Source organism: Microbacterium sp. MYb62, assembly GCF_002979475.1.
In the GTDB taxonomy this organism is placed as follows: domain Bacteria; phylum Actinomycetota; class Actinomycetes; order Actinomycetales; family Microbacteriaceae; genus Microbacterium.
In genome coordinates, this window is the sequence record NZ_PCOY01000001.1 from 20,890 (window position 1) to 40,638 (window position 19,749).

Sequence of the window (19,749 nt, forward strand, 5' to 3'; positions counted from 1 at the left end):
GTGTTGTCGATCGAGGGTTCAGGCAGTCTGATTGATACGGAGCAGGTTGCCGGCGGGGTCGCGGAAAGCGCAGTCGCGGACGCCGTACGGCTGATCCATCGGCTCCTGGACCACGTCGGCTCCGCCGTCGACGAGGCGTTCGAAGAGGCCGTCGACATCGTCGCTGGCGAGGGTGAGAGCCGCGTAGCTGCCCTTGGCGATCAGCTCGAGGATCGTCTGGCGCTCGGCGTCGGTGATCCCGGGGTCGGTTGCGGGCGGGTGCAGCACGATCGAGGTCTCCGGCTGCCCCTCGGGACCGACGGTGAGCCACCGCAATCCGTCATAGCCGACGTCGTTCCTGACCTCGAACCCGAGCGCGTCACGGTAGAAGGCGAGCGCTGCCTCGGCATCGGTGTGAGGAAGGAATGCGTAGTGGATGCTGATGTTCATGGTCTTCACGTTAGGTGAGCACCGGTTCTCGGCGCTTCTTGATTCCTGATGGGCCTGGTCACCTGCTTCGCCTGGAACGACGGGATCCCTTCGACGTTCGCGGCGCGTTCACGGTACACGCGGGGTGAGACACCGACCAGCTCGGAGAATCTCGTGCTGAAAGTGCCGAGGGAGGAGCAGCCGACCTCGAAGCACACCTCGGTCACCGTCAGGTCGCCCCGGCGCAGCAGGGCCATCGCCCGTTCGATGCGCCGCGTCATCAGGTAGGAGTACGGGGATTCGCCATAGGCCTCACGGAACCGCCTGCTGAGGTGCCCAGCGGACATGTGCACACCGCGGGCCAGCGCCTCCACGTCGAGCGGCTTCGCGTACTCCCGATCGATGCGGTCTCTGACCTTTCGCATCACGACGAGTTCGCGCACGCGGGCGTCATCCACGGCAGTCACGAATCGATCTTGTCATGTCGCCGCGAGTCCTGGCATGACTTCACGAAACGCGGATGAGGACTCGTCCCCCATCTCGGACCGGGAGGGCGCTACCCTGAGGAGGCATCCTCACAGGATCTTCTCAGAAAGGGGTCCCCCACCATGTCTGAACCGCTCAACGAGGCGAAGTCAGTGTTCAAGTCGATCCGCGTCACGCTGGCCGTCGCCGGTGTCCTCGCACTGATCGCGGGAATCGTCCTGCTCGTCTGGCCGGTGAAGTCCGCGGTCATCGTGACAGCGATCTTCGCCTCCTACCTGGTCATCGCCGGTCTGGTGTACATCGGACTCGGCATCTTCTCGAGCACCAAGGGCGGGTGGGCCCGCGTCGGCCACATCGTCCTCGGCCTGCTCTACATCGCCGCCGGTGTCATCGCGTTCTTCAACCTGAACGTCGCCGCCGCCACGCTCGCCTTCGTCGTGGTGATCTTCATCGGTGTCAGCTGGATCGTCGATGGAATCGTCGCGCTGACGCTCCTGGGCAGGGACGGGTCGCGCGTATGGACCGTTCTCTACGCCATCCTGAGCATCGTCGCGGGAATCATCGTGCTGTTCTCGCCGCTGATCGCCGGCTTCGCCTTCTGGCTGCTGCTCGGCATCGCGCTGGTGGTGCTCGGAATCATCCAGATCGTGCGTGCCATCACGCTCGGCAAGGACGAGAAGGAGTACGTCGCCGCTGTTCAGGGAGAGCCCGCCAGCTGAGTTCTCCCCCGATACAGAGATCGGCCCGCCCTGCGTGATGCAGGGCGGGCCGATCTCTGTATCGGGGGCTACTCCGCGACGAATGCGCTCACATCTCCGACGAGGCGCGTGTTGTCAGCGGGCACCGGATCGACGGCTGCCTTCGCGACCTCCGCCGCGAACTCCGAGACGTTGTAGAGCTTCCCGGCGGACTCCCGACGCTCCGCGATCGCGCCCGGATTCGCCCGCTCCAGCAGAGTGGCGGTGATGGTTCCCTCGATCATGTCCCCCGAGACGACGGTGAAGCCGATCCCCTTCTCTGTGAGAGCGGGGATGAGCTCCCGGAGGGCGTCTTCGCCGGCGCGCTTCGAGAGCGCCACCGGCTCGTACTCTGGCATCGTCGGAGTGGTCCGGATGAAGTGCGCCTGGTGGCTGGTCACGAAGACGACGCGCGCACCCTCGCCCAGAAGCGGTGTCGCGGCATTCAGGACGTTGAGCTGCGCATCGCGGTTCAGGGTGAGCGCGTAGTCCTCCGCCATCCCGGACTCCATGCCTCCGGACGCGTTGAGGACCAGGACGTCGAGGCGTCCGTACTCGGCGCGGATGGCATCGAACATCTCGGCGACCGACGCCGGGTCGGTGAGATCCGCCCCGACCACGAGCGCGCGACGGCCGAGCTCACGCAGCTGGGCGGCGAGCTTCTCCGCGCGCGGCGCCTTGTTGCGGAAGTTGATGACGACATCGGCACCGGCCTCGGCGAGGTAGCGGACAGTGTCCGCACCGATCCCGCGCGACGAACCGGTGACAAGAGCGACCTTGCCGTCGAGGGATCCTGCGGGAAGAACGTCGGTCACGGTGACTCCTCATGATGCGTGAAAACGCCGTGATCGCACGGCCCTCTCACACTACCAAGCGACCGCTGCGGCGCCCGGATCGGCAGCCTCCCGCGTGATACGTTGACCACAAAGGAGGCCGCATGGACAACTTCGCGACATTCGTCACGTTCATCGACCAATGGGCTTGGATCGGCTGGCTGGTCCTGATCGCCGTCTTCCTCGTCATCGAGATGCTCTCGCTGGACTTCACGTTCCTCATGCTGAGCTTCGGAAGCGTCGTCGGGCTGGTCACCGACCTCATCGGCGTCCCGGTCTGGCTGCAGGTGATCATCGCCGCGGCCGCGGCCGCACTGTTCATCCTGTTCCTGCGTCCCCCGCTGCTGAAGAGACTGCGCCGGGGCGAGGACCCCACCAAGTCCAACGTCGACGCCCTCGTCGATCTTCGAGGAATCGCGCTGCACGAGATCACGCAGATCTCCGGCCAGGTCAAGCTCGCCAACGGCGACACCTGGACGGCCCGCACCGCCACCCCCGTGCCGATCCCCCCTGGCGCACCGGTCGCCGTGAGCGCGATCAACGGGGCAACCGCCATCGTCCGTCCCACCAACGACTAGGAGCACCCCGTGAACGACGCCTCGTTCATCCCCACCGCGATCCTGTGGATCCTCGTGATCGCGGTGATCATCTTCGTGGTGGTCACCGTCGCACGCGCGATCCGCATCATCCCGCAGGCCACCGCCGGGGTCGTGGAGCGCCTCGGGCGCTATCACAAGACCCTGACCCCGGGCCTCAACGTCCTCGTCCCCTTCATCGATCGCCTGCGCCCCCTGATCGACATGCGCGAGCAGGTCGTCTCTTTCCCGCCGCAGCCCGTCATCACCGAGGACAACCTCGTGGTGTCGATCGACACGGTCGTCTACTTCCAGGTGACCGATGCCAGAGCCGCGACCTATGAGATCGCGAACTACCTCGGCGCCGTCGAGCAACTGACGACCACGACATTGAGAAACGTGGTCGGTGGGCTGAACCTCGAGGAGGCTCTCACGAGCCGCGACAACATCAACGGTCAGCTGCGCGTCGTGCTCGACGAGGCGACCGGCAAGTGGGGCATCCGGGTCGGCCGTGTCGAGCTCAAAGCGATCGACCCGCCCATCTCCATCCAGGATTCCATGGAGAAGCAGATGCGCGCCGAACGTGACCGTCGCGCGGCCATCCTGACCGCAGAGGGAACCAAGCAGTCGGCGATCCTCGAAGCGGAAGGTGCCCGCCAGGCGGAGATCCTCCGTGCCGAGGGCGACAAGCAGGCGGCCGTGCTCCGCGCACAGGGTGAGGCTGAGGCGATCCAGAACGTCTTCACCGCCATCCATCAGGGCGCACCGGACGACAAGCTCCTCGCCTACCAGTACCTGCAGATGCTGCCGAAGATCAGCGAGGGCCAGTCCAACAAGCTGTGGATCATCCCGAGCGAGCTGACCGAGGCGCTGAAGGGCATCGGCAGCGCCTTCACACCGAAGCCGGGTCAGGGTCCGACGAACACGCTCCCGGGCGCGTGACGCACCCGTACTTCTCGAAGGCGCGGTATCCCCGAGTCCTCGCCCACCGCGGCCTGATCACTGCGGCGGGCGAGGACTCTGGCGTCTGGGAGAACTCGGCCGCCGCCTTCGCCGCCGCGCATGCCGCCGGCGTCGACTTCATCGAGACCGACTGCCAGGTGACCGCCGACGGCGACGTGGTGCTGTTCCACGATGCGACGCTCGACCGTCTCCTCGGCGACCCCCGCGCCGTCCGCGACGTCCGCACCCGCGAGCTGCGCGCCGTGTTCGCCGACCATGGCGGACTCCTCACGGTCGCCGAGGCGCTCGCCTCCTTCCCCGACGTCCGGTTCAACATCGACGTGAAGACCGCCTCCGCCGTCGAACCGCTCGGCCGGATCCTCGCCGAGCACACGCACCGCGTGCTCGTGACGAGCTTCTCCGATGCGAACCGCCGCGCGACGCTGGCCTCCGTGCTGCGTGCGGGAGCGTCGATGCGACCGGCCACCTCGGGTGGGAGCGCGACGATCGCGTCGCTGCGGGCGCTGTCGGCTCTCCGCCTCTCCCCCAGCCGTGTGCTCCGAGACATCGACGCCCTGCAGATCCCGGAACGGCACGGCGCGCTGAAGGTGCTGACACCTGCGCTTCTCCGCGCGGCGCACCGCCGCGGAGTCGAAGTGCACGTCTGGACCGTCAACGAGGCCGAGGACATGCGCCGACTGGTCGCTGCGGGCGTCGACGGCATCGTCTCGGACCGTTCCGATGTGGCCGTCTCCGCCCTCTCGCCGAGCTAGTTCTCGACGCGCCCCATAACCTCCGCCGCTGGGATTAACCTGTGAGTTCCGCCGAGAAGACGCTCGCGTGGATGAAGCGCACAGGCTGGACCGTTATACCTGACAGCGACGAGAGGACCACACAATGGCAGATCGCAGCCTGCGCGGCATCCGACTCGGCGCCCAGAGCCTACAGAGCGAAGAGGGCGTCGTTTTCATGGAGCGCCGTGAGACCACCTACACCTGTGACACTTGCGGCCACGTCACGAACCTGATGTTCGCGGCGGATGCGGAGCCGCCCCAGACCTGGGAGTGCCGCGCGTGCGGCGCCGAAGCCCGTCTGAACGTCGACGGCCAGGCCGTCACGCTCGAGGCCAGCGACGAGAAGGCCGCTCGCACCCACTGGGACATGCTCATGGAGCGCCGGACACGTGCGGAGCTCGAGGAACTCCTCGAGGAGCGCCTCGCATTCATCCGCGCCCGCCGCGGCGCGGGGGAAGACCCCACCCGCGAGAAGATCGGCGCTTAGCGCCCGCGGGCGCGCCACCACCCGACGACGAGCGCGCCCAGACCGCCCCACAGCAGGAGCTGCTGGATCCAGGGGCCCAGAACGACACCAGCTGTGAGGCCGGAACGAAGCTCGACATCCTCGAGCATCGCTCCGGCCTCATCCGCATCCAGGCTCGTCACCGTGGATCCGTCCGACCGGATCACCTGGCTGGTGCCGACGGTCGACACGTTCACGACGCTGCGGCCGGTCTCGATGGCGCGCATCCGCGCGAACGCGAGCTGCTGCAGGTTCTCGTCCGTGCCGCGGAAGTCGGCGTTGTTGGTCTGGAAGACGAGCACTTCTGCGCCGTCGTTGATCCCCTCCCAGATCACATCGTCGTAGATCACGTCGAAGCAGATCGCGAGCCCGACGACCACGTCGTCGACCTCCACGACCGGCGGGTTGGAGCCCGACGTGTACTCCCGCTGGATCAGGCCGATGAGGTCGGGCGCGAGCGCGTTGAAGAATGCGCGGTCCGGGACGTACTCGCCGAACGGGACCGGGTGCCTCTTGTCGTGTATCTGCGTGGCTGTGCCTTCGGTCGTCCACAGCATCGACGTGTTGAAGTAGAGACCGTCGCGACCGGTCGCCGCATTCGCCAGCAGGGGCGCATCGATACGGTTCGCCACGAGGGTCATCCGTCGCGCGATCGCCTCGGCCTCGAACGGATCGGCGTCGAGGGAACCCTCGGGCCACACGACGAGATCGACGTCCTCTCCGTAGAGCGGAGCCGTGGCCTCCGTCTGCGCCTGGATCACTGCGAACGGCTCCCGCTCGTCGAAGTAACCCGTCGGCCCGTTCCCCTGGACGGCAGCGATCCGCATCGAGCCGGACGACGACGACGGGAACAGCGGGGTGAACAGCAGCACCACGACCAGCGCTGCCGGAGCGATCAGCCGGAGCGGGCGCCGCCAGGCGCGGAGCCGTGCGACCTCGATGAGCATCGCGACGATCAGGACCATCAGGAAGCCGAGCCCGCTGACTCCCACCCACGAGGAGATCGGGGCGAGCGGACTCTCCGCCTGGCTCATGCCGATCCGCGCCCAGGGGAAGCCCCCGTAGGGCCACGAGCCGACGAAGAGCTCGCGCCCGACCCACAGGGCCGCGACGACCACGGGGAGGCCCAGGAGACGCCCTGTGGCCCCGGGGAAGGCTCGAGGAAGCCACCGGTACGCCAACGCGATCGGCACCAGGGCGATGGCCGTCAGCACCCCTTCCACGACGGCGAGTGCCGCCCACGGAATCGGCCCCAGGTAGCGAGATGTCCAGGAGACAAGGAGCCCGAAGAACAGGATGCCGTAGACCAGCCCCACCAACAGGGCTCCCCCGAACCGCCGCCCGATCAGAGCGACGAGGAGGAGGCCGGTCGCCGGGAACGCGAGTACCCACACCGCCGCCTCCGGATACGCCAGATCCATCAGCACGGCAGCGAGAGCAGCGCTCAGCACCGCAGCCCAGAGCGGGAGGAGGGGGCGCCGCGGCGCTCGGGGTTCGGACATCCTTCTCATCCTCACATCGACGAGTAGGCGACGATGCCACGCCGGACGCCGTCGAGCGCCGAGCGTGCAGTGCGAGCGAGCGCCCCGTCCTCGGCGACGATCGACAGCTGGTCGAGCAGATCGATCGTCTGCTTGGCCCAGCGCACGAAGTCTCCGGCCGCCATGTCCGCGTCGATCAGGACCCGATCGAGCATCCCTCCGCGAGCCCACGCGTGCATCGCCCCCGCCAGCCCGGCCGCCAGAGGCTCGCTGCCCGGAAGGTGATGGTCCTGCTCCAGGTCATCCAGCTCGGCCCAGAGTGTCGTCGTCTTCTCGTAGGCGGCGCGGAAGGCACCGCGCGGAAGATCGCGCTCTCCAGCGTTCGCCTCATCGCGGCGCGGCTCGTAGACGAGACAGCAGGCCATGGCCGCAAGGGATGGGGCATCGAGACCAGCCCACAGCCCCTGTCGCAGTGACTCGGCGACCAGAAGGTCTCGCTCACCGTAGATGCGACGCATGGTGCGTCCGGCGTCGGTCAGAGCGGTCTCCTCGCCGTCGTCCACCAGATAGTCCAGCGTCTCCAGCACCTCGACCACACGGTCGAAGACGCGCGCCACCGTTCCCGTGCGCGTCTCGATCTGACGACGGATGCGATCGGTCTGCCGCTTGAGCTTCCAGTAGCGCTCGGCCCACCGGGCATGGGCCTCCCGGTCGGGGCAGCGATGGCAGGGGTGACGCTGCATCTGGGTGCGGAGCGATTGGATGCGCTTCAGCCGCTTGTCGCGGGACGCCCGAGGCGCCTGCGAGTCCTGCCGATTCTTCTTCTCGAGGTCGCTCAGCTCCCTGCGGATGGCCGCATACTCCGGGAAGTCCCCGTGTTCGCAAGCCATCGCGCTCTGATAACCGGCGAGCGACTCTTCGTACTCCCGCACCTGCCGAGCCAGTCCGACGACGGCGCGGTCGGCCTGGAACTGCGCGAACGACGATTCGAGGATCTGCCTGGCCCTGTTCTTGCCGAACATGTCGATCAGGTTCACGGCCATGTTGTAGGTGGGCCGGAAGCTGGAGTTCAGCGGATAGGTGCGACGCGAAGCGAGCGCGGCGACCGCCTGCGGGTCCATCCCCTCCGTCCACTGCACGACGGCGTGGCCCTCGACGTCGATCCCCCGCCGCCCTGCACGCCCGGTGAGCTGCGTGTACTCCCCCGACGTGATGGCGACCCGGGCCTCCCCGTTGAACTTCTCCATCTTCTCGAGCACGACCGTTCGCGCCGGCATGTTGATGCCGAGGGCCAGCGTCTCGGTGGCGAAGACGACCTTCACGAGCTTGCGCTGGTAGAGCTCTTCGACGACTTCCTTGAACGCGGGGAGCAGCCCGGCGTGATGGGACGCGACTCCCCGCTCGAGGTTGTCGAGCCATTCCCAATACCCGAGCACGCCGAGATCCTCCTCCTGGAGGGTGCGCGTGCGCTCTTCGACGATCGCGCGGATCTCGGCCCGCTCCTCGTTCGACGTCAGCCTGATGCCGGAGCGGCGCATCTGCTGCACGGCCGCGTCGCAGCCCACCCGGCTGAAGATGAAGAAGATCGCGGGAAGGAGGTTGGATCGCTCGAGCAGGCGGACGACGTCGGGACGGTCCATCCGCTCGATGCTGCGGGCATTCGAGGCTCGGACCGGACGACGGCCGCCGCGCGGCGGACGCTGGGCTTGGCGACCCGCGTGACGGTTGCTGCGATAGGACTGAGCCTGCCGGTTGTTGTCGTAGTTCGACCCCGTCGAGGAGCGGATGCGCATCAGCTCCTGGTTCACCTGCGCTGTGGCGATTCCCGCGCGATCGTCGAACAGCGGAAGGAGGTCGTCGCGGACGAGCACATGCTGCTCCAGCGGCACAGGCCTGATCTCGGAGACGATCACCTCGGTGTCGCCGCGGACCGTGTCGAGCCAATCACCGAACTCCTCCGCGTTCGACACGGTGGCACTCAACGACACCAGCCGTACCCGCGCCGGGAGGTGGATGATGACCTCTTCCCACACCGCCCCGCGAAAGCGATCAGCGAGGTAGTGGACCTCGTCCATGATCACGTAGCGCAGATCGCGGAGCGCCGCGGCATCGGCGTAGATCATGTTCCGCAGGACCTCGGTGGTCATCACCACGATGCGCGCGTTGCCGTTGATGTTCGTGTCGCCGGTGAGGAGCCCTACGTCGTCGGCGCCGTAGACATCGACGAGCTCGCGGAACTTCTGATTCGACAGGGCCTTCATCGGCGTCGTGTAGAACGCCTTGTCGCTCGCGGTCTGCATCGCGAGATGGATCGCGAACTCTCCGACGATCGTCTTGCCGGCACCGGTGGGAGCGGCCACGAGCACGCTGCGGCCGTTCTCCAGCGCGTGACAGCCGGCCACCTGGAACGGGTCGAGCTGGAACTTCTGCAATGCGGCGAAGGCTGAGGACTGAGGATGTTCAGCCGCTTCCTGAGCGCGCGCGTACTTCTCCGAGGGTGAACTCATGCCGGATCCGGCAGCAGCCCCGATGCCGCGTCACGCTTGCGCTTGCGTCTGTCGAAGATGAGGGAGAGCCCCGCGGCCGCGAAGAAGAGCACGATGAGGATTCCGGCGAGCATCAGCATGCTGATCACGTCCGCCGCGGGTGTCGCCAGCGCGGCGAAGACCGTGGCGATGATGATCGCGACGCGCCAGCCCTTGAGGATCGCGCGGCCCGACATGACGCCCGCGACGTTCAAGGCGACGAGGAACACCGGGAGGACGAACGAGATCCCGATCACGATCATCAGCTTGAAGATGAAGTCGTAGTACTCCTGGGCCTGGAAGAGGTTCTTGGCGCCTTCCGGAGTGAAACCGGCCATCAGCTCGATGATGTGCGGCTGGATCATGACACCGACGTAGCAGCCGGCGAAGAACAACGGCACCGCCGCCGCCACGAAGGCGATGGTGTACCGGATCTCCTTCTTCGTGAGCCCGGGCATGATGAACGCCCAGATCTGCCAGAGCCACACGGGGGCGGAGATGAACAGCCCCAACGAGAACGCGATCCGCATCCGCATGTCGAAGGGGCCGGTGATCGTCGAGTACACGAGCGCCGCGACGTCTTCGCCGCGTTGCTCCGCGATGTCATTGATCGGCTTCGTGATGAAGCTGATGACCGGATCGGTGATGAGAAAAGCCACCACCATGCCGACGACGAGCGCCAGCGCCGCGTACATCAGACGCTTGCGGAGTTCGACCAGATGCGCGCCGAGCGACATCCGCCGATCCCGGTCCGCCTTCGGCATCACGGTCGGTTCGATGGCTGCCACGGCCGGTCAGGCGCGGGGAGGAGTCTCAGGGTCGGTGCCCGGGTCCTTCACCGAGGGAGGATCGACGGCCGTGGAATCGGCGCGAGTGGCGTCGTCTTCCTTCATCGCCTTCATCTCACCCTTGAACACACGAGCCGACTGCCCCATGCTCTTGGCGAGAGCCGGCAACTTGGCAGCACCGAACAGAAGGAGGATCACGGCCAGCACGATAAGCAGGTGCCAGCCTTGCATTCCAGCGAACATGTCAGGATTCCCGTCGTCGGTGAGCGTTCCATCCAGTCTACAGTTCAATCCTTTGCATCGGGTTGGTGGTAGAGGGCGAGTCCCGACGCCGCCCACTCACGCGTCGCGGTGCGGGCGACCCCGGGATCGAGCACCTCCATCGCTCCGCCGAAGCGCGCGGCGAGCCTCTTGATGCTGCGAGGATCGGCGAGGTGCAGGTGCGTCGTCACAGCGCCGTCGATCACGTCGGCAGCCCCGGTGGGCACGAAGCCGCTCAGCAGCGGCGCGAGACGCTCGGGGACGCGGACGGCGACCTCGCGCTCATCGTCGAGGCCGGAGAACGCCTCCGGAACCTGATCGCCACCGTGGGTGATCGGGATCTCGGTCAGTGTCGGCGCGCTCACACGATCGAGGTGGAACGTGCGCATCGCCTGTCGCAGATGGCACCACCCCTGCAGATACCACTGCCCGTTCGTGATGAGGATCTGCATCGGGTCGACGGTCCTCGTCGTCGGCTCGGCATCCGGGGCCTGGTAGGTGAAGGAGATCGCGACGCCCTCGTGCAGTCCTCGCGCCACGGCTTCGCGGACCTCGTCGACGGCCGTCGGCGCCACCACGACATCGGCCGGGACATCGGCGGCTCCCCGGGAGAGCTTCGAGATCAGGCCGGCGACCAGACCGGAATCGGAGACGGCGGGCACGGCCGCGACCATCTGCAGACCGGCGAGCAGCGCCGCCGCCTCTCGGGCCGTGAATCGAGGCACTCGTCGTAGCGCCACGTCATTGGTGATCTCGATCTCGTCCTCGAGGTCGAGCAGGTCCCAGTTGATGTCGAACATCTCCTGCGGCTGCTGCCAATAGCCGGACTCGCCGGGGAGGCCGATCACCGTGAGCTTCTCCACCATGCCGCGCATCTCCTGCGGTGTGACGCCGAACTCCGCCGCCGCTTCGGAGAGCGACACCTGTCCGTGCTCGAGGAGGTAGGGCACGAGGGTGAGGTAGAGCCGCACACGATCTGCGGCGAGGAGCGGTTTGGACTTCGTGGACATCATGCCTCCTCCGCATCGGCGTGAGCGTGGACGACCGCACGGAGCCGATCGATCACGGCGTCGCGCAGGACGGCGGGTTCGACCACCCGCACCTCCGGCCCGTACGAGGCGAGTTCATCGGCGAGGATGTGCACGTCGACGAAGGGGACGTGGATCCCCTGGGATGCGGAGGTCGCGCGTCGACCGAGCCGGAGCGCGGCCTCGGTACCCGGGGTGACCTCCAGCAGCGCGGAGTTCTCGGAGGCGACCCGTTCGAGACCGGACAGGGCGCGCTCCCCCGCACCGTCGCGGAGCGAGGACGCGAAGGACTTCGCGGTGACCTTTACCTCTCCGACGATACGGCTGAGCAGGAAGGTGCGGTCTTCGTCGACGTCCACGTCGACGCCGAAGACGTGCCAACGGGCTTCATAGTCGACCAGCGCCAGAGGGCGGATCGTGCGACGGCGAGGCGCATCCTCTCCGGGCTTGAGATAGTCGAAGGCGACCACCCGGGAGCGTTCGATGGCGTCCTGAAGCGGCGAGAACGCCGCATCTCGCGCCGTGATCCGCGGCGCGAAGCCGATGATCGGCTCATCGCCGTCGATGCCCAGCGCCCTGATCTTGCGCACGCCGGACTGTGCGTCGCCCGAGACGGACTCCGCGCTCCACACGCTGCCGGCGAGCTGCAGCACCGCGAGCTCGGCCGGCGAGAACTCGATATCACTGGGAAGGTCGTATTCCGCTTGCGGAATACGGTATCGCGCCTCGCGCAGATCGTTCGGATCGGCGGCATCGCCGATGGTCTCGATCGGCACGCCGAGCGCGCGCAGCTCTTCTTTGTCCCGTTCGAACATCTTCTCCAGAGCGTCGGAGCGTGTGCCGGCGTCTGCACGTTGCCGGTACCCGGAGACGTTGTCGAGAATCTGCTGCTTCGTCAGCCCGATCTCCGTGGACATCAGCGCCACGACGAGATTCGTCAGGCGCTCCTCCGCAGGGATCCGGGCAGCCATCACTGTGTGGGCGCCGTCACTGCGCCCAGGATGTCGACGACGATCGCGGTGGCCGGCGCGGCCTCGGTGGCGGGGAAGACGATGAGGAGCTGGGATCCGACCGTGGCACCGACGAGCTGTTCGACAGCCGCGCCGATGCTGGCCTCTGCGCCCCACGAACTCGTCGTGACTTTCTTGTCGTCCCAGCTGACGCCCATGATGTTCGTCACGACGGCATCGCCGGCCTTCACCTCAGGCCCGTCGCCCTTGATGAGCGTCTGCGTGGTGATCTCCGTCGGCGCGGGGACATCGGGGATGATGACGCCGGGGGTGCCATCGGGAGCGCGGACGACGGTCGGAAGCCCCTGCGCGTCGTTGAACTGCAGCGCACCGGAGGCCTTCGACGGCATGACGTCGAGCACGTCGATGACCGCGACGATGTTCTCACCCTTGTCGAGGCCGAAGGCCTCGACGTTCTGCGGGCCGAAGTCCTCCGGCGTCAGAACGGCCAGGACCCGGCTGCCGCCGGTCGCGCACTCGAGCACATCGGCCAATCCGGGCGAACGCTGCGCCCAGTAGTCGATGCTGTGCACACGGCTGGGATCGCCGTTGAACTCGGACTCGTACAGTTTCTTGCCGCTGTCGCCGCCGTAGAAGGCGAGGTCGAGCACGACGGGCTGGAAGTCGGTCGTGAGGGCGAGTCCGTCGCCGACCGTGACATCGGCGAACGAGGTCTCGTCGCCCTTGACGGGGTCGAAGACCGTGACCTCCGGCGCGGAGCCGAGGTCCCCGGACACGTCGGCGACGTTCAGGATCTTGTCGTTGCCGCCGCGATCGCAGGCGGCAGCGCCGTCGGACGCTGTCGTGGTGCACCCGGTCAGGGCGAGGACGGCGAGGCTGAGGGATGCCAGAACGGCGGACGTTTTACGCACGCGCTCCAGTCTATTCCGTCGCGTGCCCGGATTCGCGCGATGCCGCGGCCAGACGCGCACCTTCTGCCGCCTTCTCGGCTTCTCTGGCGCGCTTGCGCAGGTTCTTGTCGCTGATCTCGCGATCGCCGACGGCACCGGGCGTCCATGCCTCCACATCCTCGTCGCCGTAGCTGCTCTTGGAAGCTCGTCGCTTGACGGAGGGTGCGATGGCCCCGGGCGCGAGGCGTCGCGCCGTGAGGAGGAAGCCCGTGTGCGCGACCATGCGGTGATCAGGGCGAACGGCGAGCCCTTCGACATGCCAGCCGCGGACCATCGTCTCCGACGCATCCGGATCGGTGAAGAGCCCGGTGCCGCGGATGTACTCGGCGACGCGCGAGAGCTGTGTCGCGGTCGCCACGTAGCAGAGGACGACTCCGCCCGGCGTGAGCGCGTCCGCCACGGCGTCCATGCACTCCCACGGTGCCAGCATGTCGAGCACCACCCGGTCGACGGACCCCGGGGCGACCTCGTTCGGAAGAGCCTCGACCAGATCCCCGACGACGACGCGCCAGGTGTCGGGGTGCTCGCCGAAGAACGTCTCGACATTGCCGCGCGCCACATCGGCGAAGTCTTCACGACGCTCGAAGGAGATCAGCTTCCCGGCCGACCCCACGGCCCGCAGCAGCGAGAGCGAGAGCGCACCCGACCCGACGCCGGCCTCGACCACGACCGACCCGGGGAAGATGTCGGCCTGCATGACGATCTGAGCCGCATCCTTCGGATACACGATGGCCGCGCCGCGCGGCATCGACATCGCGAAGTCGCGCAGCAGGGGGCGTAGGGCGAGGTAGTCGTGGCCGGAGCTGTTGGCCACGACCGAGCCGTCGGGCAATCCGATCAGATCGCGATGACGGAGCACGCCCTGGTGCGTGTGGAGCTCGCCGTCCTCGCGGAGGGTGACGGTGTGCAGGCGCCCCTTCGGGCCGGTCAGTTGCACGCGATCCCCCACGCGGAACGGACCGCTCGGTCGCTGCGGACGGGTATCGGTCATCGGGTGGCTCCTGACACGGCGTTCCGGTTGTCGAACAGATCGGTGAGGTCTGCTGCTCCCCTGCCGTCGAGCGTGGCCCAGAGTTCGTGGGCACCCAGGTGGTCCAGGGGCAGGATATGCGGCACCGCGAGCGTCAGGGCACCCGAAGCGAGCCCGGCACGGACACCCGTCGGAGAATCCTCGATGACGATCACCTCGGAGATGTCCACGTCCAGGAGTGCTGCCGCCTGCAGATACGGCTCAGGGTGCGGTTTGGGGTTGTCCACGTCGTCGCCGGCGACGACGATGTCGAACGCCTCGAAGTCGATCAGATCCACGACGCTCAGCGCCATCCGACGCATCGACATCGTCACGAGGCCGGTCGGGATCCCCGCGTGGCGCAGGTCGCGGAGGAGCTCCCGAGCGCCGGGACGGAACGGGACCCCCTGTGTGCGGAGCGATTCCTGCACGACGTCGGTCAGATGCGACACGATCGCCTCGGCCTCCATCGAGACACCCGCGTTCTGCAGGATCTCGGCACTGTCGAGCAGTCCGCTCCCGACGAGCTGCAGCGCGTCCTCGTGGCTCCAGGTGCCGCCGAACGATTCGACCAGTGCGGTCTCGGCCGCCATCCAATACGGTTCGGTGTCGACGAGTGTTCCGTCCATGTCCCAAAGGACCGCGCTGGGCTGTCTGCTCACTGAACCCATGCTAGCCGGGGCGCCACCCGCATCCCGCCGACGCGGACTAGCCTGGAAGGATCACGTCCACGAACTCGAAGGGAGCCCTCGATGGATGTTCTCGGTCCACGCATCGTCATCGCCGCCTTCGACGGCTGGAACGATGCGGGTGAAGCGGCGAGCGGTGCGATCGAAGCATTGCGTGCGTCGACGGAGTACGACCTCGTGCACTCGGTGGACCCCGAGCTGTATTTCGACTACCAGTACACCCGCCCTTCCACACAGATGGATGCAGAAGGCCGTCGCCAGCTCACGTGGCCGGAAGCGGGACTCTGGCGTCCGCGCGATCCGGGGCCCGGCCCCGAGTTCTGGCTGCTCACCGGCGCGGAGCCCGCGCGCACCTGGCAGGCTTTCGCCTCCGAGTTCATCGACGTCGCCCTGCGCGACGACATCACCGGGCTGGTCACCCTGGGCGCGATGCTCTCGGATGTCCCGCACACCCGCCCGATCTCGATCTTCGCCTCCAGCCAGAACGAGCAGGTACGAGAGGCGCACGGCCTGGAACGCTCGCTCTACGAGGGCCCGGTCGGCATCCTCAGCGTCTTCGAGCACTTCGCCGAGAACGCCGGCATCCCCACGGCGAGCCTGTGGGCCAGCGTTCCCCACTACGTCGCTTCGGCGACCCCTTCGCCGAAGGTGACACTCGCACTCCTGGACAGGCTCGAAGAGCTCACCGGCGTCGACGTCGACCGCCAGGCCCTCCGCACCGAGGCAGCGGCATGGGAGGCGTCGATCGACGCCGCGGCCTCCGAAGACGAGGACATGGCCGAGTACATCCGTCAGCTCGAGCGCACCCGCGACACCTGGGACTCCCCCGAGGCGTCGGGTGACGCGATCGCCCAGGCGTTCGAGCGCTACCTCCGCCGCCGCGACGACGGCCCGGGCGACCGCAAACGCTGAGTTCGGCTCAGGCCGCGATCACCCCGGTACCGAGCAGGACCAGCAGCACGGTGCCGAGCAGGATGCGGTAGATCACGAACGGCAGGAAGCTGCGCTTCGAGATCCAGTTCATGAAGAACGCGATCACGCCGAGTGCGACCACGAACGCGATGCCCGTGGCGGCGAGCGTGTCGCCGAAGGAGAAGAACGACGGCTCGTCCCAGCTCTTGAACACCTGATAGAAGCCGCTGCCGAACACGGCCGGGATCGCGAGCAGGAACGCGTAGCGGGCCGCTGCGGCCCGCTCATAGCCGAGGAAGAGGCCCATCGTGATGGTGCCGCCCGACCGCGAGACCCCCGGGATGAGCGCCAGCGCCTGCGCGAACCCGAAGGCGATGCCGTGCGGGTAGGTCAGGTCGCCGAGCGTGCGCCGCTTCGCCCCCACGTAGTCGGCGATGCCGAGGAGGATGCCGAACACGATGAGCATGGTCGCGACGATCCACATCGAGCGCAGCACGGTCTCGATCTGGTCCTGGAACAGGAGTCCGAGCACGACGATCGGGATGCTGCCGATGATGATCAGCCAGCCCATGCGAGCGTCCGGGTCGTTGCGGGGGGCCTTCCCCGCGAGCGACCGGAACCACTGCGTCACGATCCGCACGATGTCACGCCAGAAGAAGACCACCACGGCCGCCTCGGTGCCGATCTGCGTGATCGCGGTGAACGCCGCGCCGGGGTCCTCCCCCGATGGCAGGAACGTCCCGAGGATACGCAGATGCGCGCTGGAGGAGATCGGGAGGAACTCGGTGAGTCCCTGGACGACCCCGAGGATCAGTGCTTCGAGCAGGTGCATGGAGGGCTTTCAGTTCAGGGACGGCACGGAGCGGGCGGCGCTCAGTACGTGCGCAGCAGATCGGTCAGCACCCGCTGGCCGAAGACAAGCGATTCTACGGGCACTCGTTCGTCGACACCGTGGAACATGCCTGTGAAGTCCAGGTCGGCGGGGAGCTTCAGGGGTGCGAATCCGTACCCCGTGATGCCGAGGTAGGCCAGCGCCTTGTTGTCGGTACCGGCGCCGAGCAGGTAGGGGATCACCGGGACTCCGGGGTCGTGGCGGCCGATGCTGGCGACCATGGCCTCGACGAGATCGCCCTCGAACGGTGTCTCCATGCCGATGTCGCGCACGACCGTCTCGATCGCGATCTCATCGCCGACGATCTCCTGGAGTTCGGCGAGGACGGCATCCTCGGTCCCGGGGATCACGCGCACGTCGATGAGGGCTTCTGCACGCTCGGGTATCACGTTGTGCTTGTAGCCCGCCTTCAGCGCGGTCGGGTTGGTCGTCGTGCGGAACGAGGACCGAAGGAAGGCCTCAGCGGGTCCGGCGGCGGCCGCGAGAGCATCCGGGTCGTCGACGCTGCGTCCGCTCAGGGCGCTCAGGCCCTCGAGCAGGGCGCTGGTCGTCGACGTCAACCGGATCGGCCAGCGCGTGCGTCCGATCGCCGCGACCGCTTCTGCGAGCTTCGTGACGGCATTGTCGTCGTGCAGGCGGCTGCCGTGACCCGCACGGCCCTTCGCCACCAGTCGGATCCAGATCAGGGCCTTCTCTCCCACCTGGAGCAGATATGCGCGACGGTCGTCGACGGTGATCGAGTAGCCTCCGACTTCGCTGATCGCCGCCGTCGCGCCCGCGAACCACTCCGGGCGGTTCTGCACGACCAGCGCCGAGCCCTCGACGCCGCCGTTCTCCTCGTCGGCGAAGAACGCGAGGATCAGGTCGCGTTCCGGCTGCTCCCCTGCACGGAGGATCTCCGCGACGGAGGTGAGGATCATCGCGTTCATGTTCTTCATGTCGACGGCACCGCGCCCCCACAGCATCCCGTCCTGCACGAGGCCGGCGAACGGATCGACGCTCCAGTCCTCGGCCATCGCCGGCACGACATCGAGATGACCGTGCACGACCAGTGCCGGCTTGTCACTGTCGCGTCCGCGCACGCGCGCCATCACGTTCGTGCGACGCGGGATCGGCTCGTAGTACTCGACCTCGAGCCCGAGGTCCTCGAGATACGCGCCGACGTACTCCGCGGCCTCGCGTTCCCCCTTCGCGTCGCCTCCGCCGAAGTTGGAGGTGTCGAAGCGGATCAGGTCGCTCGCGATGCGGACGACCTCCGGAAGAGACGGATCGGTCATGGCTCCAGGCTACCGAAACCGCGCGCCACGCCCGGGCGTATGGCTCGGTTCGAGAGGCCGCTGAGGACGTGGTAATGTCATTCTTCGGTCGGCAACGATCATCCAACACCTGCGCGGGTGGCGGAATGGTAGACGCGCTACGTTGAGGTCGTAGTGCCCGTAAGGGCGTGGGGGTTCAAGTCCCCCTCCGCGCACAGGAAGAAGAAGGCCCCTGATCCACGGATCCGGGGCCTTCTTCGCTTTCCGGGAGGCCCCCGATCACAGCCCGGACACTCATCCCGCCCGGATGACCGGGCCCCCGGCTCTCGCGAGATCTGACTATCGTGAGCCGCATGACAGCGTTCGATGCCGATCGTCCCACCCTCACCCAGGCCTACCTCTACGGGTTCCCGCTCGTGTTCGATCTCGATCAGGTGACGCGTTACACGACGACGGGCGTGGGAGCGAACCCCGCGGCCCCGTTCAACAGCTTCAGTCACGCCCGAACCCTCGCGGGACCGGCCGACACGTTCGTGACGATCAACAACGACACGCTCTATTCCATCGCCCAGGTCGACCTCAGCGTCGGGCCGGTCGAGCTGCACGTCCCGGATGCCGCAGGTCGGTATTACGTCCTCCAGTTCGTCGATGCATGGACGAACAACTTCGCCTACGTCGGTCATCGGGCCACGGGGACATCCGAGGGCACGTTCCTCCTCGTCCCTCCGTCATGGGAGGGCGATGCCGGTGATGCGACGGTCATCCGCTTTCCGACGACCGTCGCGTCCATCGTCGGACGCTGGGCGGTGAGCGGCGACGAAGAGCTGCCTGACGTGCACGCGCTCCAGGATGCCACCACGCTCACTCCCCGGGATCCGCACGCCGTCCCCGCAGGGCTCGCCACGCCCGATCCGCGTGTCCCCCCGGAGGCGCTCTTCCTCGAGAAGCTCCGGCTCTGGTCGCAGCAGTTCCCACCCGCCCCTCGTGATCTCCCTCGGCAGCAGTCCCTCGCTGCGACCGGCATCACCCACGAGGGCGCCTCCCCCTTCGCGTCGCTTTCGCGCGCGGACGCCGCCCGCCTCGCCGGTGGCCTGGACGCCGCCAAGGAGGCGCTCCACACCGCTCTGACACACGGATCCAGCCCCGAAGCCAACGGGTGGAAGCTCACCTTCCACGTCTTCGACTACAACCTCGACTACTTCGAGATCGGCGCACTCGACGACGAGCGCTTCACGATGGCGGACACGGATCTCCGCATCGCCGAGCGGGCGGCTGCGGCGCTCGGAGGGCTATGGGGCAACCATCCCTACGAAGCCGCGTACATCATGACCTACGTCGACGATCACGGCGAGCAGCTGACCGGGGAACGCATGTACACGTTGCGACTGGACCCGCCGCCACCCGTCTCCGCGTTCTGGTCGCTCACCATGTACTCGGTGCCCGACTTCTACCTCGTCGACAACCCGATCGCCCGTTACTCGATCGGCGATCGGACTCCGGGACTCGTCCGGGACGAGGACGGGGCGCTGACGATCACGATCAGCCATGAGCGGCCCGCCGACGCCGCGGCTGCGGCGAACTGGCTCCCCGCACCCGCCGGCGACTTCCGACCGGTGATGCGGATGTACGAGCCCGAACCGGCCGTGCTCGACGGCAGCTATGCGGTACCCGCGATCACCCGAGTGGAGGGATGAGCCCGCACCCGTG

Annotated in this window: 21 protein-coding genes and 1 tRNA gene; 8 read left to right on the forward strand and 14 right to left on the reverse strand. The window is 67.4% G+C overall.

The genetic code is table 11. From position 1 onward, the window contains the following. Nucleotides 1-18 precede the first annotated feature (18 nt). Together CQ042_RS00085 and CQ042_RS00090 are read right to left on the reverse strand one after the other, a co-directional pair. Nucleotides 19-429 carry a VOC family protein gene (locus CQ042_RS00085; RefSeq protein ID WP_105668616.1) on the reverse strand — a complete coding sequence of 137 codons (411 nt, stop codon included), beginning with the start codon at nucleotides 427-429 and terminating at the stop codon, nucleotides 19-21. Nucleotides 430-434: 5 nt separating this feature from the next. After that, nucleotides 435-833, reverse strand: a complete 399-nt coding sequence (locus tag CQ042_RS00090; RefSeq protein WP_219844793.1) for a helix-turn-helix transcriptional regulator — start codon at nucleotides 831-833, stop codon at nucleotides 435-437. Nucleotides 834-1,016: 183 nt separating this feature from the next. Between CQ042_RS00090 and CQ042_RS00095 the strand changes: the two genes are divergently transcribed. Next, nucleotides 1,017-1,613, forward strand: coding sequence for an HdeD family acid-resistance protein (locus CQ042_RS00095; RefSeq protein WP_105668217.1), 597 nt, complete (start codon nucleotides 1,017-1,019; stop codon nucleotides 1,611-1,613). 68 nt (nucleotides 1,614-1,681) lie between these two features. Here CQ042_RS00095 and CQ042_RS00100 read toward each other — a convergent pair whose 3' ends face one another. Next, nucleotides 1,682-2,446, reverse strand: coding sequence for an SDR family oxidoreductase (locus tag CQ042_RS00100; protein WP_105668218.1), 765 nt, complete (start codon nucleotides 2,444-2,446; stop codon nucleotides 1,682-1,684). Between the two features lie 122 nt (nucleotides 2,447-2,568). On the opposite strand from CQ042_RS00100, the gene CQ042_RS00105 reads away from it, so the two are divergent. The 4 genes from CQ042_RS00105 to CQ042_RS00120 all read left to right on the forward strand — a co-directional run bounded on the left by CQ042_RS00105 (nucleotide 2,569) and on the right by CQ042_RS00120 (nucleotide 5,262). Beyond that, complete coding sequence (locus CQ042_RS00105; protein WP_105668219.1) at nucleotides 2,569-3,042, forward strand: NfeD family protein; 474 nt, start codon at nucleotides 2,569-2,571, stop codon at nucleotides 3,040-3,042. Between the two features lie 9 nt (nucleotides 3,043-3,051). Further along, the gene (locus CQ042_RS00110) at nucleotides 3,052-3,981 is read left to right on the forward strand and encodes an SPFH domain-containing protein (RefSeq protein WP_105668220.1); all 930 of its coding nucleotides are present in this window, start codon (nucleotides 3,052-3,054) and stop codon (nucleotides 3,979-3,981) included. After that, the gene (locus CQ042_RS00115) at nucleotides 3,978-4,754 is read left to right on the forward strand and encodes a glycerophosphodiester phosphodiesterase family protein (RefSeq protein WP_105668221.1); all 777 of its coding nucleotides are present in this window, start codon (nucleotides 3,978-3,980) and stop codon (nucleotides 4,752-4,754) included. Before CQ042_RS00110 ends, CQ042_RS00115 begins: the two co-directional genes overlap by 4 nt. 124 nt (nucleotides 4,755-4,878) lie before the next feature. After that, nucleotides 4,879-5,262 carry an RNA polymerase-binding protein RbpA gene (locus CQ042_RS00120; protein ID WP_029263398.1) on the forward strand — a complete coding sequence of 128 codons (384 nt, stop codon included), beginning with the start codon at nucleotides 4,879-4,881 and terminating at the stop codon, nucleotides 5,260-5,262. On the opposite strand, the gene lnt is transcribed toward CQ042_RS00120, so the two are convergent. From lnt to CQ042_RS00165, 9 genes are read right to left on the reverse strand one after another with little or no spacing between them, the layout of a single operon-like run. Then, nucleotides 5,259-6,782 (reverse strand): apolipoprotein N-acyltransferase, encoded by a 1,524-nt coding sequence (gene lnt, locus CQ042_RS00125; RefSeq protein ID WP_181157381.1) that lies wholly within the window; start codon nucleotides 6,780-6,782, stop codon nucleotides 5,259-5,261. The two genes, CQ042_RS00120 and lnt, sit on opposite strands and share 4 nt — an antisense overlap. Nucleotides 6,783-6,793: 11 nt before the next feature. After that, on the reverse strand, nucleotides 6,794-9,268 hold the full coding sequence (locus CQ042_RS00130; RefSeq protein WP_105668223.1) for an RNA helicase: 2,475 nt from the start codon (nucleotides 9,266-9,268) through the stop codon (nucleotides 6,794-6,796). Further along, the gene (gene tatC, locus CQ042_RS00135) at nucleotides 9,265-10,023 is read right to left on the reverse strand and encodes a twin-arginine translocase subunit TatC (protein WP_105668617.1); all 759 of its coding nucleotides are present in this window, start codon (nucleotides 10,021-10,023) and stop codon (nucleotides 9,265-9,267) included. The genes CQ042_RS00130 and tatC overlap by 4 nt, the downstream gene beginning before the upstream one ends. 57 nt (nucleotides 10,024-10,080) lie before the next feature. Continuing rightward, nucleotides 10,081-10,317: a twin-arginine translocase TatA/TatE family subunit gene (tatA, locus tag CQ042_RS00140; protein ID WP_105668224.1), complete on the reverse strand. Its 237-nt coding sequence runs from the start codon at nucleotides 10,315-10,317 to the stop codon at nucleotides 10,081-10,083. 44 nt (nucleotides 10,318-10,361) lie between these two features. Next, nucleotides 10,362-11,345, reverse strand: coding sequence for a YafY family protein (locus CQ042_RS00145; protein WP_105668225.1), 984 nt, complete (start codon nucleotides 11,343-11,345; stop codon nucleotides 10,362-10,364). After that, the gene (locus tag CQ042_RS00150) at nucleotides 11,345-12,334 is read right to left on the reverse strand and encodes a YafY family protein (protein ID WP_105668226.1); all 990 of its coding nucleotides are present in this window, start codon (nucleotides 12,332-12,334) and stop codon (nucleotides 11,345-11,347) included. Before CQ042_RS00150 ends, CQ042_RS00145 begins: the two co-directional genes overlap by 1 nt. Continuing rightward, a complete protein-coding gene (locus tag CQ042_RS00155; RefSeq protein ID WP_105668227.1) occupies nucleotides 12,334-13,245 on the reverse strand; it encodes a hypothetical protein in 912 nt (303 codons plus the stop codon). The genes CQ042_RS00150 and CQ042_RS00155 overlap by 1 nt, the downstream gene beginning before the upstream one ends. A gap of 10 nt (nucleotides 13,246-13,255) precedes the next feature. Next, nucleotides 13,256-14,275, reverse strand: coding sequence for a tRNA (adenine-N1)-methyltransferase (locus CQ042_RS00160; protein ID WP_105668228.1), 1,020 nt, complete (start codon nucleotides 14,273-14,275; stop codon nucleotides 13,256-13,258). Then, a complete protein-coding gene (locus CQ042_RS00165) occupies nucleotides 14,272-14,964 on the reverse strand; it encodes an HAD family hydrolase (protein WP_374954449.1) in 693 nt (230 codons plus the stop codon). The genes CQ042_RS00160 and CQ042_RS00165 overlap by 4 nt, the downstream gene beginning before the upstream one ends. A gap of 81 nt (nucleotides 14,965-15,045) precedes the next feature. Between CQ042_RS00165 and CQ042_RS00170 the strand changes: the two genes are divergently transcribed. Next, nucleotides 15,046-15,894, forward strand: a complete 849-nt coding sequence (locus CQ042_RS00170; RefSeq protein ID WP_105668230.1) for a PAC2 family protein — start codon at nucleotides 15,046-15,048, stop codon at nucleotides 15,892-15,894. A 7-nt stretch (nucleotides 15,895-15,901) separates the two neighbouring features. Here the strand turns inward: CQ042_RS00170 and CQ042_RS00175 are convergent, their stop codons facing one another. Together CQ042_RS00175 and CQ042_RS00180 are read right to left on the reverse strand one after the other, a co-directional pair. Beyond that, nucleotides 15,902-16,726, reverse strand: coding sequence for an undecaprenyl-diphosphate phosphatase (locus tag CQ042_RS00175; protein ID WP_105668231.1), 825 nt, complete (start codon nucleotides 16,724-16,726; stop codon nucleotides 15,902-15,904). 41 nt (nucleotides 16,727-16,767) lie between these two features. After that, nucleotides 16,768-18,063, reverse strand: coding sequence for a M20/M25/M40 family metallo-hydrolase (locus tag CQ042_RS00180; RefSeq protein WP_105668232.1), 1,296 nt, complete (start codon nucleotides 18,061-18,063; stop codon nucleotides 16,768-16,770). 111 nt (nucleotides 18,064-18,174) lie between these two features. Here CQ042_RS00180 and CQ042_RS00185 point away from each other — a divergent pair. Both CQ042_RS00185 and CQ042_RS00190 read left to right on the forward strand, forming a co-directional pair. Beyond that, nucleotides 18,175-18,257, forward strand: a tRNA-Leu gene (locus CQ042_RS00185). A gap of 138 nt (nucleotides 18,258-18,395) precedes the next feature. Further along, the gene (locus tag CQ042_RS00190; protein WP_105668233.1) at nucleotides 18,396-19,736 is read left to right on the forward strand and encodes a DUF1254 domain-containing protein; all 1,341 of its coding nucleotides are present in this window, start codon (nucleotides 18,396-18,398) and stop codon (nucleotides 19,734-19,736) included. Nucleotides 19,737-19,749: the final 13 nt, after the last annotated feature.